General features: G+C 69.3%; 16 protein-coding genes. 5 read left to right on the top strand and 11 right to left on the bottom strand.

Annotated elements, in window-relative coordinates; genetic code table 11:
• Positions 1 to 6 precede the first annotated feature (6 nt).
• Positions 7 to 435 carry a hypothetical protein gene (locus AC1DGW_RS07845; protein ID WP_478021276.1) on the bottom strand — a complete coding sequence of 143 codons (429 nt, stop codon included), beginning with the start codon at positions 433 to 435 and terminating at the stop codon, positions 7 to 9.
• A 150-nt stretch (positions 436 to 585) separates the two neighbouring features.
• Here AC1DGW_RS07845 and AC1DGW_RS07850 point away from each other — a divergent pair, with 150 nt between their 5' ends.
• Positions 586 to 975 (top strand): DUF6165 family protein, encoded by a 390-nt coding sequence (locus AC1DGW_RS07850; RefSeq protein WP_478021278.1) that lies wholly within the window; start codon positions 586 to 588, stop codon positions 973 to 975.
• Positions 976 to 1,047: 72 nt separating this feature from the next.
• Here AC1DGW_RS07850 and AC1DGW_RS07855 read toward each other — a convergent pair whose 3' ends face one another.
• Positions 1,048 to 1,176, bottom strand: a complete 129-nt coding sequence (locus AC1DGW_RS07855; protein WP_478021279.1) for a hypothetical protein — start codon at positions 1,174 to 1,176, stop codon at positions 1,048 to 1,050.
• Positions 1,177 to 1,387: 211 nt separating this feature from the next.
• On the opposite strand from AC1DGW_RS07855, the gene AC1DGW_RS07860 reads away from it, so the two are divergent.
• Positions 1,388 to 3,754, top strand: coding sequence for a membrane-bound PQQ-dependent dehydrogenase, glucose/quinate/shikimate family (locus AC1DGW_RS07860; RefSeq protein ID WP_478021280.1), 2,367 nt, complete (start codon positions 1,388 to 1,390; stop codon positions 3,752 to 3,754).
• A 235-nt stretch (positions 3,755 to 3,989) separates the two neighbouring features.
• On the opposite strand, the gene bioD is transcribed toward AC1DGW_RS07860, so the two are convergent.
• The 6 genes from bioD to AC1DGW_RS07890 all read right to left on the bottom strand — a co-directional run bounded on the left by bioD (position 3,990) and on the right by AC1DGW_RS07890 (position 8,081).
• Positions 3,990 to 4,640 (bottom strand): dethiobiotin synthase, encoded by a 651-nt coding sequence (bioD, locus tag AC1DGW_RS07865; RefSeq protein WP_478021281.1) that lies wholly within the window; start codon positions 4,638 to 4,640, stop codon positions 3,990 to 3,992.
• The gene (gene bioA / locus AC1DGW_RS07870; protein WP_478021282.1) at positions 4,637 to 5,929 is read right to left on the bottom strand and encodes an adenosylmethionine--8-amino-7-oxononanoate transaminase; all 1,293 of its coding nucleotides are present in this window, start codon (positions 5,927 to 5,929) and stop codon (positions 4,637 to 4,639) included. Before bioA ends, bioD begins: the two co-directional genes overlap by 4 nt.
• Positions 5,930 to 5,974: 45 nt before the next feature.
• Positions 5,975 to 6,511, bottom strand: a complete 537-nt coding sequence (locus AC1DGW_RS07875; RefSeq protein WP_478021284.1) for a DinB family protein — start codon at positions 6,509 to 6,511, stop codon at positions 5,975 to 5,977.
• A 91-nt stretch (positions 6,512 to 6,602) separates the two neighbouring features.
• Positions 6,603 to 6,872 (bottom strand): hypothetical protein, encoded by a 270-nt coding sequence (locus tag AC1DGW_RS07880; protein WP_478021286.1) that lies wholly within the window; start codon positions 6,870 to 6,872, stop codon positions 6,603 to 6,605.
• A 78-nt stretch (positions 6,873 to 6,950) separates the two neighbouring features.
• Positions 6,951 to 7,616 (bottom strand): hypothetical protein, encoded by a 666-nt coding sequence (locus tag AC1DGW_RS07885; protein WP_478021291.1) that lies wholly within the window; start codon positions 7,614 to 7,616, stop codon positions 6,951 to 6,953.
• Between the two features lie 27 nt (positions 7,617 to 7,643).
• Positions 7,644 to 8,081 carry a winged helix-turn-helix transcriptional regulator gene (locus tag AC1DGW_RS07890; protein ID WP_478021294.1) on the bottom strand — a complete coding sequence of 146 codons (438 nt, stop codon included), beginning with the start codon at positions 8,079 to 8,081 and terminating at the stop codon, positions 7,644 to 7,646.
• A gap of 156 nt (positions 8,082 to 8,237) precedes the next feature.
• On the opposite strand from AC1DGW_RS07890, the gene AC1DGW_RS07895 reads away from it, so the two are divergent.
• Positions 8,238 to 9,116, top strand: a complete 879-nt coding sequence (locus tag AC1DGW_RS07895) for an SDR family oxidoreductase (RefSeq protein WP_478021296.1) — start codon at positions 8,238 to 8,240, stop codon at positions 9,114 to 9,116.
• A gap of 67 nt (positions 9,117 to 9,183) precedes the next feature.
• Here the strand turns inward: AC1DGW_RS07895 and AC1DGW_RS07900 are convergent, their stop codons facing one another.
• Positions 9,184 to 9,684 (bottom strand): hypothetical protein, encoded by a 501-nt coding sequence (locus AC1DGW_RS07900; RefSeq protein ID WP_478021298.1) that lies wholly within the window; start codon positions 9,682 to 9,684, stop codon positions 9,184 to 9,186.
• Positions 9,685 to 9,785: 101 nt separating this feature from the next.
• The gene (locus tag AC1DGW_RS07905) at positions 9,786 to 10,919 is read right to left on the bottom strand and encodes an alpha/beta hydrolase (protein WP_478021300.1); all 1,134 of its coding nucleotides are present in this window, start codon (positions 10,917 to 10,919) and stop codon (positions 9,786 to 9,788) included.
• A 216-nt stretch (positions 10,920 to 11,135) separates the two neighbouring features.
• Between AC1DGW_RS07905 and AC1DGW_RS07910 the strand changes: the two genes are divergently transcribed.
• Together AC1DGW_RS07910 and AC1DGW_RS07915 are read left to right on the top strand one after the other, a co-directional pair.
• Positions 11,136 to 11,513, top strand: a complete 378-nt coding sequence (locus tag AC1DGW_RS07910) for a VOC family protein (RefSeq protein WP_478021302.1) — start codon at positions 11,136 to 11,138, stop codon at positions 11,511 to 11,513.
• Between the two features lie 187 nt (positions 11,514 to 11,700).
• Positions 11,701 to 12,525: a carboxylesterase family protein gene (locus AC1DGW_RS07915; protein ID WP_478021305.1), complete on the top strand. Its 825-nt coding sequence runs from the start codon at positions 11,701 to 11,703 to the stop codon at positions 12,523 to 12,525.
• A 60-nt stretch (positions 12,526 to 12,585) separates the two neighbouring features.
• Here AC1DGW_RS07915 and AC1DGW_RS07920 read toward each other — a convergent pair whose 3' ends face one another.
• A complete protein-coding gene (locus AC1DGW_RS07920; protein WP_478021307.1) occupies positions 12,586 to 13,290 on the bottom strand; it encodes a hypothetical protein in 705 nt (234 codons plus the stop codon).
• Positions 13,291 to 13,383: the final 93 nt, after the last annotated feature.

Here is a 13,383-nt window from a genome sequence, read left to right on the forward strand (position 1 = left end):
CCGCCCTCAGCGGCCCACCCGCTTCCACACCTCGCGCTCGACGCGGCGCCCGCCGTCCCAGCGCTCCAGCGTCCATATATCGCCTTCCAGCGTGTAGCGGAATTCATAGCTGCCGCCGCTTTCGAGCGGATAGGACGCCATCAGCGGCTGCTCCACGTAGCGCGAACCATCGCCCTCGTAGGTGCCCGAACCGCCGGCCCAGAACGTACCGTTGCTGGTGGTGGTGAAGGCGAAGCGGCCGTCGGCGAGCACCTTGGTGCCGGCCAGGCCGCGGCTGGCGTAGTCCACGCGTGCGCCGTCGCCATCGATGGATTCGCCCGATTGAAGTTGCCAGGCGCCTTGCAGGCGCGACAGGTCGGCGGCGCCGGCGGCAAAGGCGGAACCCGCGCACAGCAGCGTGGCGGCAAGCAGGCGCAAGGTAGGGCGCATCGGCATCGCGATCTCCATGGAAGCGGGAAGCGGCATTGTGCGCGGCCGTGGCGCGGCGCCACCAGCACCGGTTCATCGGCAACCTTCCCCGCCATCCCGGAGGCCATCGCGGCGGGGGCGGTATCATGGCCTCCAACCTTTCTCGGCAGCATGCGCGTGCAGACCCTCCTTACCCCGGTATCGATCGGCGAACTGATCGACAAGATCACCATCCTCGAAATCAAGGCCGAACGCATCGCCGATGCGTCCAAGCTGGGCAACGTGCGCACCGAGCTGGATGGCCTGTGGCCGCTGTGGCTGCAGCAACAGGCCTCGCGCCCGGAGCTGGCCGCGCTCAAGCAGCAGCTCAAGGCGATCAACGAACGCATGTGGGACATCCAGGACGCGTTGCGCGCCAAGGAAACCGCGCAGGATTTCGGCGCCGAATTCATCACCTTGGCGCGTGGCGTCTACGGCACCAACGGCGAGCGCGTGGCGGTCAAGAACGAGATCAACCGCGTCGCCGGCTCGGCGCTGGTCGAGGAAAAGCAGTACCAGGGCGAATAGACCGCCCGGCCTGGCGCAATGAAAAGGCCAGGTCGATGACCTGGCCCGCGCGGGATGCAGCCTGGAGGCGGCTCAGCGCAGGGTGGCCGGGGCGCTGCGCGCCTGTTCGACCGGCACAGGCGCGGTCTTGATCGACAGGCACATCGGGCAGACGCTCTCCAGTACCTTGATCGCGGGTTGATACACCGTATTGCACTTCATGCACTGGACCATTCCAGTCGTGATGGCTTCCATGAGCCCTCTCTTGGATCATTGTTCGATCCAGCGATATGGCGACGGCAGCCCGTATTTTCAAGCCACGCGGCACGCAGCGCCTGCTTCCGGCGCCCCGCCGCGCGCAGACAGCGCATGACGCGACGCAGACATGGCCGCGTGCACGATGGCCGCACCTTCCGTGCCATGCGGGTGCGCCATGCGCGTGATGACGTTGTGCCTGTTCCTGCTGTTCGGCCTGGCGCTGGCCGTCGGCGGGGGCTGGCTGCTGGCGCTGCGCGGCAGCGCGTTCTACCTGCTCAGCGGGCTGGCGCTGCTGTGGGTGACCTGGGGCCTGTGGCGCCACCGGCGCTGGGCGAGTTGGCTGTATGCGGCATGGCTGCTGGTGCTGCTGGCCTGGTCGCTGTGGGAAGCCGGGCTGTACTGGTGGCCACTGGCGACCCGGCTGGGCGTGCCGGTGCTGCTCGGACTGCTGCTGGCCTTGCCCGCAGCGCGCCGCTCGGGGCCCCATGGCTACACCGGCCCGGCCGGCTGGCCGGTACTGGGCGCGTCGCTGCTGCTGGCGGTGGTGGCGCTGGCCGGCATTCCGCGCCACCTGCACGAGATCCACGGCACCCTGCCGACAGCCGCCGTCGCCGGCGTGCCCGCGCTGGGCGACAACACGCCCCCGGCCGGCGATTGGAGCACCTACGGCCGCAGCGATTACGGCCAGCGCTATTCACCGTTGACGCAGATCACCGCGGCCAACGTCGAACGGCTGCAGCTGGCCTGGCAGATGCGCACCGGCGATGTGCGCCTGCCGCAGGACGTGGGCGAGACCACTTACGAAGCCACGCCGCTGAAGATCGGCGACACGCTGTACCTGTGCACGCCGCACAGCTGGGCGCTGGCGCTGGATGCCGATACCGGCAAGGAACGCTGGCGTTTCGACCCGGGCGCGGGCATGGAACCGCAACGCCAGCACCAGACCTGCCGCGGGCTGTCCTGGTTCGCCGCGCCAGCTGGCGGAAACACCGCCTCTGCGGGTGACGGCACCTGCGCGACGCGCATCTTCCTGGCCAGCGCCGATGCCCGGCTGCACGCGCTGGACGCGGCCACCGGCCGCCACTGCGAGGACTTCGGCGAGCACGGCGTGCTCGACCTGACCCACAACATGCCGTTCAGGCAGGCCGGCTACTACTACTCGACCTCGCCGCCGCTGGTCGCCGCCGGCAAGGTGATCGTGGCCGGCGCGGTCAACGACAACTATGCGGTGGACTCGCCGTCCGGCGTGATCCGGGCCTACGACGCGCGCAGCGGCAGGCTGCTGTGGAACTGGGACTCGGGCAACCCGACACAGACGGCGCCGCTGGACCCGGCCGACCCGACGCAGGTCTATACCGCCAGTTCGCCCAACAGCTGGGCGGTGGCCAGCGCCGACGAGGCGCTGGGCCTGGCGTATTTCGCGATGGGCAACCGCACGCCGGACCAGCTCGGCATGTACCGCAGTCCGGCCGAGGAGAAGTACGCCTCCTCGGTGGTCGCCCTGGACCTGGCCAGCGGCCAGGTGCGCTGGGTACGCCAGTTCGTGCACCACGACCTGTGGGACATGGATACGCCGGCGCAGCCGTCGCTGCTGGACCTGGACCTGCCGCAGGGACGCACGCCGGCGCTGGTGGTGCCGACCAAGCAGGGCGACGTGTACGTGCTCGACCGCCGTGACGGCCGCCCGCTGCTGCCGGTGGACGAGCGCGCAGCACCGCAGGGTACGGAGATTCCCGGCCAGGTCGTGGCCGCACGGCAGCCCTATTCGGCGTTGAGCTTCGAACCGCCGCCGCTGCGCGAAGCCGACATGTGGGGCGCCAGCCTGCTCGACCAGATGCTGTGCCGCATCCAGTTCCGCCGCCTGCGCTACGAGGGCCGCTACACCCCGCCGTCGCTGCGCGGCTCGCTGATCTACCCCGGCAATTTCGGCACCTTCAACTGGGGCGGCGTGGCGGTGGATCCGCAACGACAGGCGATGTTCGGCATGCCGACCTATCTGGCGTTCGTCTCCACCCTGGTGCCCAAGGCGCAGCTCGACGGACAGGCAATGAACACCGGCGAGCATGGCCTGAACGAGAACAAGGGCGCCGAATACGCGGTGGAACTCAAGCCATTCCTGTCGCCGCTGGGCGTGCCCTGCCAGGTACCGCCGTGGGGCACCGTCGCCGCCGCCGATCTGCGCACCGGCAAGGTCGCCTACCAGTACCGCAACGGCAGCATCCGCGATCTCTCGCCGGTGCCGGTGCCGATACGCCTGGGCGTGCCCGGCATCGGCGGCCCGCTGCTGACTGCCGGCGGCGTCGCCTTCCTGGCCGCGGCGGTGGACGACAACTTCCGCGCCTACGATCTGACCAGCGGCAAGGTGCTGTGGAACGTGCGCATTCCAGCCGGCGGCCAGGCCACGCCGATGACCTTCCTGGACAGCCAGGGCCGGCAGATGGTGCTGCTGGTGGCCGGCGGCCACGGTTCGATCGGCACACGCCCCGGCGACTACGTGCTCGCGTACCGGCTGGAGAACGGGAACGGAGGCAGGAGCGAGTGAAGCAGCGGCACGGCGCCATCGCGCTCCTGCCGCACGACGCAATCCGCGAACAGCCCACCCGGCGACGCCCGCACGGGGCAATGCGCGACGCGGGCAATCCGGCCAACAACCATGGCAGCACACCCGCGTAGATGCCAGGCTCGCCCGGCATCGGGCTTTCCCGTGAATTGCGGCAGGAGCGTGCGGGGTGGCAGGAGCGTGCCGGGCAAGCCCCGCACCTGTGGGGAGCGGACGCTCACTCCAGCATCAGTACCGGCACGTCGTACCAGCGCGCCTGCGGGAAGCGCGCCTGCATCCACTCGCGGATGTAGCGGCGGCTTTCAGCGGCGATGACTTCGTCGCTGCCGTCGTCGCGGCTGTTCCAGGCGATGCCGTGCAACGCGATGCCGCGCGCGGCGATGGCTTCCAGCGACAGCAGGGTGTGGTTGATGCTGCCCAGGCGCCCGGAGGTGACCAGGATCACCGGCCAGCCCTGCCGCGCCACGTAGTCGATGGTCAGCAGTTCCGTCGTCAATGGCACCATCAGCCCGCCGGCACCTTCCACCAGCACCGTGTCATGGCGCGCGCGCAGGCGCGCGGTGGCTTCGGCGATGGCGTCCAGGTCCAGCGCGCGGCCTTCCAGCTTCGCCGCCAGGTGCGGCGAGGCCGGGTAGGCATAGAGCGCCGGCATGGTGGTGCCGTCGCGGTCCTCGTCGAACAGGCCGCAGCCCATCAGCCGCCGGTGCAGCAGGATGTCGTCCGACGCGCCGACGCAGCCGGTCTGCACCAGCTTCTGGGTGATCACCTCGCGGCCCTGTTCGATCCACTGCCGTGCCAGCCAGCCGGTCACCACGGTCTTGCCGATCTCGGTGTCGATGCCGCCTACGAAAATCGCCTCGCCGCTCATGCACGCATGTCCTCGTCCTGCAGCCCTTCCACCAGCGCGACCATGCCGTCGCACAGCTGGCTCAATTGTTCGTCATCGATCACGTAGGGCGGCATCACGTACACCAGCCGCCCGAACGGGCGAATCCAGATGCCCTGCTCCAGCATGCGCTGCTGGATGCGTTCCAGCCGCAGCGGCGCGGTCAGCTCGATCACGCCGATGGCGCCGAGCACGCGCACGTCGGCCACCCGCGGCAGCGTGCGCGCCGGCGCCAGCCGTTCGCGCAGGAGACGTTCGATACGCTGCACGTTGCCCTGCCAATCCTGCGCCAGCAGCAGCCGGGTGGAGGCCAGCGCCACCGCACAGGCCAGCGGATTGGCCATGAAGGTCGGCCCGTGCATGAACACACCCGCCTCGCCGGACGCGATCGTGTCGGCGATGTCGCGGCGGGTGATCGTCGCGGCCAGGGTCAGGTAGCCGCCGGTCAGCGCCTTGCCGATGCACAGGATGTCCGGGGCAATGCCGGCATGCTCGCAGGCGAACAGGCGGCCGCTGCGGCCGAAGCCTGTGGCGATCTCGTCGCAGATCAGCAACACGTCGTGTTCGCGGCACAGCCGCGCCAGTTCGCGCAGGTATTGCGGGTGGTAGAAGCGCATGCCGCCGGCGCCCTGCACCACCGGCTCGATGATGAAGGCGGCCAGTTCGTCACCGTGCCCGGCGAACAGGCGTTCGAGCGGCGCGCTGTCGGCCGCGTCCCACACGCCGTCGAACGGCGTGACGGGCGCCGGCACGAAGCGGCGCGACGGCAGTGCCGCGCCGAACAGGCCGTGCATGCCGGTGACCGGGTCGCACACCGACATCGCGTTCCAGGTATCGCCGTGGTAACCCGAGCGCGTGGTGGCGATGTTGTGGCGGCCGGGCCGGCCGCGCGCGGCCTGGTACTGGATCGCCATCTTCAGCGCCACTTCCACCGACACCGAGCCGGAGTCGGCATAGAAGATCGCATCCAGTGGCTGCGGCACCATCGCCAGCAGCTGTTTGCCCAGGGCGATGGCCGGCTCGTGGGTGAGTCCGCCGAACATCACGTGCGACATGCGCCCGAGCTGGTCGATGGCCGCCTGGTTCAACACCGCATGGTTGTAGCCGTGGATCGCGCACCACCACGAGGCCATGCCGTCGATCAGCCGGGTGCCGTCGGCCAGTTCCAGCAGCACGCCGTCGGCGCGCGCCACCTTCAGCGCCGGCTGCGCCTGGCCCAGCGCGCTGTAGGGATGCCAGAGATGCTCCCTGTCGAATGGATCGGTCAGCATGTACGTGTGTCGTGCCACCGGCGCGGCGGCGTGCGGGCGCGTACCTTACCGCTTCGCCTGCATGCCCGCATCCCGGGCCGCGCCGGGCAAGGCGCCTTCGCGCCGCTGCGGCTGGGTCTCGTGGATGAACACGGTCCAGGTGTCGGCCGGATGCGGCACCCGCGCCAGATCCAGCGCATGGCCGATGGCGCCGCGGTGATAGGTGGAATGGTTGAGGATGTGGAACAGGATCTCCCGCCGCGTCATGCAGCCCTCGCGGCCGTCGGCGAAGCGGAAGCGCAACGCCTGGTCCCACTGCTCCGGCGCCATGCCGGCCAGGTGGCCGGCATACCACTGGTCCGAGGCCTCCAGCCGCGCGGCCAGTTCCTCGAACGCCGGCACCTCGGCGGTGTTGGTGGCCGCATGCGGCGCCGCGTCGCCCTGCAGGCGCGCGCGGAACAGCTCTTCCACGATCACGACATGGTTCAGCTGCTGACGCGCGAACGCGACGCCTGAAGGAAATGCCTGCGCATCCATGGCGCCTATCGCTTCCAGCGTGCGCCGCATCGCCCAGCGTTTATAGGCGAAAGCCTCGTCGAACATGCACTTCTCCGTGCCGGAAAACACCGGCATCAGCGGGGACGGCCACCAGGGCGGCCCACCGCGCAACCGGGAACAGAGGCCAGAGCCGGGATCACGCCTCGTCTTCTTCCTCGTCCTCTTCTTCCTCGTCTTCGTCGTCCTCCTCCTCGAACGCATCCAGTTCCTGCACGCGCACGAAGTTGGGCAGCGCGTCGGCGAAGCCGATCTGCGCGCCGTCGGCGATCATCGCCCGCACCTCGCGTTTCATCGCGCTTTCCACCAGCGCGAAGCACACCACGCCCTGCGCGCTCTCCTCGCCGTCTTCGTCGAACACGGCAACCCAGCCGGCGGCGGGCATGATCTGGATGATGTTGTCTTGCATGGACGGCCACCAGGATTGAGGGAGCCCAGAGCTTGCGCGAAGCGCATTGCCAACGCAATCGCGGCGCGCCCGTTCATGTCACGCGTCGCGGTCGTGGTCCTCGCCACCGCGCGCACCCAGCGCCATGCCCGCACCCATGCCGCCGCCCATCGCCCCCATGCCGCCGCCACCGCCCTTGCCCCCCTTGGCGTTGCCCTCGTCCTTGCGCCCCTTGGCCGCGCCGGCAGCCGGGCGCGTCGGCCCCTGCCGCGGAATCGCCAGATCGCGGGGAATCGGCGCCAGGTCCAGCGCCTGGCGGATGAAATCGCGCAGCGACACCACCAGCGCATCGGTATGCACCGGGCGGCCCTGCGCCAGTTCGGCGGCGGCATGCGCGGCCAGCCGCACCTGCTCGTCGGTGCCCAGCAGCAGGATGTCCGACAGCGCCGCTTCCACTGCGTCGCGGATGCGCCGGGAGCGGTCCGACGCCGTGGCGGCAAGTGCCTCTGCGCCTTCCTGCCCGCGCAGGTCGCGCAGATGCTTCGGGTCCACGCCGAGTTCGCCGGTGAACGAGCCGCCCAGCGTCTTGTAGGCGGCGATCAGCGTGCGCAGGCGCTCGTTGATCTGCCGGTTCTCGCGTTCGCGTCGCTGCTGCAGCGTCTGCATCACCAGCAGGCGGATGCCCACGCCTACCAGGGTGATGATCATCAGCCCCAGCAGCGTTGAAAGCACGGCTTGCCACGAACTGAAATCGAGACCCCGCATGGGTGCGCTCCCTGGTTGGCGATGGCGTCAATCTGCGGCGCGCGTGCCCGGCTTGCAAGCCGGCGCGGACTGGCCGGCCTTCGACGCGCGCTTGATCCTTGGCAGGTTCAGCTCGAACCAGTCAGCCAGCGCCGCCACGTGCGCGGCGACCTCCTGGCCCAGCGCGGTCAGGTCGTAGTCCACCCGCGGCGGCATCACCGGATGGGCGGTGCGACGGACGAAGCCGTCGGCTTCCAGTCGCTTCAATGTCTGGGTCAGCATCTTTTCGCTGACGCCGTTGGCCTTGCGCCGCAGCTCGCTGTAGCGCTGGGTGCCGTCGCGCAGCGCGATGAGGCACAACACGCCCCACAGGCTGGTCACGTGCGCGAACACGTCGCGCGAACGGCAGTTGCCGTCGCCAGTGAACAGATCGCCGCGGCGGACGCGCGCGGTCAGCGTTTCCCTGTCCTCTTCCCGTTTGTCCATGGCACTTACCGGCAGGTGCGTACTTCACGTGGATCGTCGCGACCAATATTCTGCCGCGCGCCACTCCGGTCAAGCCGGACGTACTGCAGGCGCCGCCACGGCGCCGGATCGTGTCCGCACCGCCGCGCGACGGAAGAAATACAGGAGATCCCCCGCATGACCATCCTCATCACCGGCAGTACCGGGCACACCGGGCGCGAGATCGTCCGCCTGCTCGCCGCGCAGGGCGCCGACGTGCGCGCGCTCACCCGTTCGCCGGCACAGGCCGGCTTCCCCGATGGCGTGGCCACCGTGCAGGGCGAACTCGGCGATATCGGACGCATGCGCGCCGTACTGGCGGGCGTCTCGACCCTGTTCCTGCTGGCGCCGAACGTCGGCGACGAGCTGCACCAGACGATGACGGCGCTGAACCTGGCGCGCGAGGCCGGCGTGCGCGGCATCGTCTATCTGTCGGTGTACCAGTGCGACCTGCATCCGGATGTACCGCACTTCGCCTGCAAGCTCATCGTCGAGCGCATGATCCGCCGGCTCGACCTGCCGGCCACCCTCCTGCGCCCTGCGTTCTTCATGCAGAACGACCTGCGGCAGAAGCCGGCGCTCGACCACGGCGTCTACGGCCATCCGGTCGGGCACCGCGGCATGGCCTACGTCGATACGCGCGACATCGCCGAACTCGCCGCCCGCGAACTGCTGCGCCGCGAGGCCAGCGCCGAACCGCTGCCGCTGGTCTGCCACGACGTGGTCGGCCCGGACAACCTGACCGCTGAAAGCATCACTACCCTCTGGAGCGCCGCGCTCGGCCGCACCATCGCCTACGGCGGCGACGATCTGGATGCGTTCGAAACGCTGATGGCGCAGCACGTGCCGGCCAGTTTCGCCTACGACCTGCGCCTGATGTTCCGTGGTTTCCAGGAACAAGGATCGCCGGCCAGCGCGGCCGACGTCGCGGCACTGGCGGACCTGCTCGGCCACGCGCCGCGCAGCTATGCGGACTTCGTGCGCGAAACCGCGCGCGGCTGGGACGCCGACCACTGAATCCGGCCACCGCGGCCAGCCGGCACAACCTCCGGCCGGCCCTGCGCCGCGCCCCGGCGGCGGTATGTCAATCCGCCATCCAGGTGCCGCCTCCCTGCGCGCAGCTGGCCGGCAACCCGGCCAGGTCGTCGGCCGAGCGCTCGTAGTAATAGCCGTCGAGATCCTGGCCGAACAGGCCGCGGCAACTGCCCTGCGATGGCGAAGGACACGCATCCATGTAGGTGATGTCGCCGGCCTTGCCGCCCATCTGCGCCGAGGTCTGGGCCAGGCCTTCGCATACGCGCTTGAGCTGCGCCTCGGTGGTCGCGCCCGCCGTCTGCACGCAATCGCGGGAACGGATGACCTGGCCGAGGAGATGGAATTCGCCGGCAATCATGCAGGCGTGCGTGGCATCGGCGCCGACCGGTGCATGCGCTGCCGTCGTGTCCGGCTCCGCAACCGCCGCCGGCGCATCCGGGGTAGTCGACGGCGCCGTGGCCGCCGGCGCGTCGTCTGGCGCACGGCATGCCGCCAGCACGACCATCGCCCCTGCCAATCCCAGCACGCCATATCGCCTTGCCATTGCCATGCGGTGCTCCTTTCCGTCGAGATGGCAGCGATCATAGCCCGCAACCGCGGGCGGCCATCCGTACCGTGCACGGAAATGTGAGGCGGTTCCATCCGGTGCGGTCAGCGGCCCTCCATTTCTCCGGCCACCGCCAGCGGACGCACGTACTGCAGCAGGCTGACCAGGGTCTTGCCCGGCTCTTCCCACGGCATCATGTGCGCGGAGTGCTCGAACCAGACACCCTTCTTGTAGGGCGCACGCACCTGCGCCAGCCAGGCGGCAGTCGGTTCCGAGGGCGTGGTGTAGTCGTGGCGCCCCATGAACATCAGCACCGGGATGGGAAATTCCTTCACGCCGCTGTAGTCCACCTGCAGGAACTCGTCCAGCAGCCGCCCCAGCGTGAACATGCTGCCGGCATCGATCGCGCAGCGTGCGGCATCGTCGTAGTCCGGCGACAGCCTCGGCCCTTGGAAAAAGTAGCCGGATTCACTGCGGTAGGCACTGAGCCCACCGTAGTACTGCGGCCACTTGCGGGCGATGACGATGCGCTCGCGGGTGATCGGCTTGTCGCCCGGGTACGGCGCGATGGATTCCATCTCGCGCACCGCCTCCGCATTGCCGCGCTCGCGTGCGGTGCGCAGGCCATAGTCGAAACTGATCCGTTCGTTGGTGCGCACGTCGATCACCTGGCCGATGCCGACATAGGCATGGAACAGGTCCGGGCGCTGCAGGGCCGCCTGCATCGCCACCACCGTGCCCCAGCTGTGGCCGACCAGCACCAGCTTGCGCTTGTGGTAGCGCTTGCGCAGGTAGTCGGCCAGTTCGATGGCGTCGTCCACGTAGCGCTGGATGCGCAGCGTGCCGGCCACCTCTTCCCGCGGGTTGAGCAGCAGCGTCCTGCCGGCGCCACGCTGGTCGTAGTTGACGACGGTGAAGTATTCCTCCAGCGGCCGCTGGAACTGCCACAGCGTGGGGATGGCCGGCGACGCCGGCCCGCCATGCACGAACAGCAGCAGCGGATTGTCGCGGTCCTGCCCGCGCACGTTCACCCATTGCTCGATGCCACCGATCTTCGCCGCATAGTCTTCCTGCACGCCATCGGGCGAGACGATATGCCCGAGGTCGGCGATGATCGCGCGCGCCGGCGCATCACTTGAGCGGTCGGGGCATTGCGCCTGCGCCAAGGCCGCCAGCGGCGACGCCAGCAACGGCAACAGGGCGGCAAGCACGCATAGCCACCTGCGTCGAATTTTCATGAACAACCTCCACGTCCGACTCATGGCATCGCCGGAATGCGATGCCCTGCAGCCTCCCCCTGACCGGCCCACGGATCAAGCAGGTCCAAAGTCACCCTTTCTTTCGTCGCACTCGAATGCAGCCGTCCTGCGGAGCGGAAACAGCGCCGGACCATGACGTTGGAAAGAAGCGGGATGATGCGGCAGGATTGGCCCGCCCCTCGGCAGGAATGCCCCGTGAACCTGGAAACCATCGAGATCAAGGCCTTCGTGCCGGCGCGCGACATGGATCTTTCTCTGCGCTTCTACCGCGACCTGGGCTTCAGCGTGCCCTGGTCGTCGGACGACCTGGCCTACCTGCATGCCGGCGATTGCAGCTTCCTGCTGCAGAAGTTCTACGTAGCCGAGCATGCCGGCAACTTCATGATGCACATGCTCGTCGCCGACGTGGAGTCGTGGTGGCTGCAGGTGCAGGCGCAGCGATTGGCCGAGCGCTACGGCGTACGCACGCTTCCACCGGAAGACCGGCCGTGGGCGATCCGCGATTTCGTGCTGACCGACCCCAGCGGCGTGCTGTGGCGGATCGGGCAGAACATCGACCCGCCGTCCGCATGAGCCTGCCTGCGGGAGACGCCCGCGGATGCAGATCCGTTGAGTGGCTGCCATAGAAAAATGTCCAGGCCGGCACAGGCGGCCATGCGGTGGCTACGGCCTACAATCGCCGCGCCCCGCCACCCTGCGCCTGCCGCTGGAGGCAGCACCCGCGTTCAACCCGCCGCGCAGGCCTCCACCGGAAATTCCCATGCGAAAAACGATCCGCCCCCTCGCCTGCCTGTGCCTGCTGGCCGCCGGGTGCGTCCAGGCCAGCTCCCCGATGGAGCATGTCGCGGGCATCGCACCGATGGCAGCGGACGTTTCCGCGTCGGTCGATGCCGGCCAGTTCGACGCGGGAACCTTCACCGCCTCCGACGGGACGGTCCTGCCCTATCGGGTACTGCGCCCCTCACGCCTGCAGGAAGGGCGCAGCTATCCCCTTGTCGTCCAGTTCCACGGCTCGGGCGGCATCGGCACGGACAACGCCCGCCAGCTCGACCCGCTCGCCAGGAGCTGGGCCCTGCCCGATCTGCGCGAACGCTACCAGGCCTATGTCCTGGTGCCGCAGTTCCCGATCCGCAGCGCGAACTATGGCCCGGCGTCGCCCGACCAGCACTCCGAAGCCTCGCCCGCGCTGGTCGCGGCCATTGAGCTGGTGCGCGCGTTCGCGTCGAAGCACCCGGTCGATCCCTCGCAGATCTATGCCACCGGATTCTCGATGGGTGGATCGGCAGCCTGGCTGGCGCCGACGCTGGATCCCGCACTGTTCGCCGCCATCGCGCCCATCTCCGGCATCGCACCGGCGGACAGCCGCGCCCCCGTGTTCAGGACGCTGCCCGTCCTCGTCTTCCACGGCAACGCGGACGACGAAAACCCGATCACCGCCGACCGGCGTTTCTTCGCCGCCATCCGGAAAGCCGGCGGACGGCGTATCCGGCTCCGCGAATACGAAGGCCTCGCCCACAGTCCGCCCGCCGACATCCAACCGGGCACGGCCTGGCGCGACTGGCTGTTCCTGCAGAAGCGGCCGTAACCCTTCCGAGGCATCGGCGCGACGCGGGCTCTCCCGGCGCCGCACAGCGACCCTCCCCTGTCATTCCCCCAGCTCGGGATCCAGCAACAGCAGCGCGGCCGCGGCCGCGGCGAAGTAGACGCGCTGGTCGCCGTCGAGCCGCCGATCCAGATGCACGCGGCCGCGGTTGAGCACATCGACCACGGCGAGCGTGGTGCCACCATCGGCGATCACATACCCGGTCGGCAGCGTGCCCGTGACCGGCGTTCCCTCGTAGCCGTACACGCCGCGCACCGTGTACTCGCGGCCCCACGGCGACTGCAGGCGGCCGCGCAGGCCGTTGCCCTCGCGGGCGACCTCCAGTACCTGCACGGCGTGGTCGTCCATCCGCAGCCCGCAGGCCAGCAGCGGCCCCGCCATCGCGGTCAGGTCGACCGTCGTCCGGTGCGCATCGTCGCCCATGCCCGCGGTCCACGCGCGCGTGCGGCACTGCACTTCCACCGGCGGTTGACCGCGCGCCACCATCGTGTAGTCGTAGGGCTTGGACGTACGACCCACGTCGAACGCGGGCAGCGGCACGCGCCAGGAGAACGTCGAACCCTCGCGCATCTGCAGGGCGCTGTATGGCCCGAACCGTACCGGCTCGTTGAACCGCCGCGGCGAATGACCACTCACCTCGTAGGCCGCCGCATCGGCGGCAAAGCCCTCGGGCATGCGCATCTGCGCGGGGGTGCAGGCAGACAACACGAGCAGCAGGCAGGTCGCGACAGGAACAGTGATGCGCATGACGGTATCCAGCATGGGCGATGACGGGATGCTAGAGGCGGCCTGCGAACCGCCACCCCTGCCATTGGTTTGCCGGTCTCCGGGCATTCAGGT

The sequence above is a fragment of the Stenotrophomonas sp. 05N423 genome (assembly GCF_056397145.1).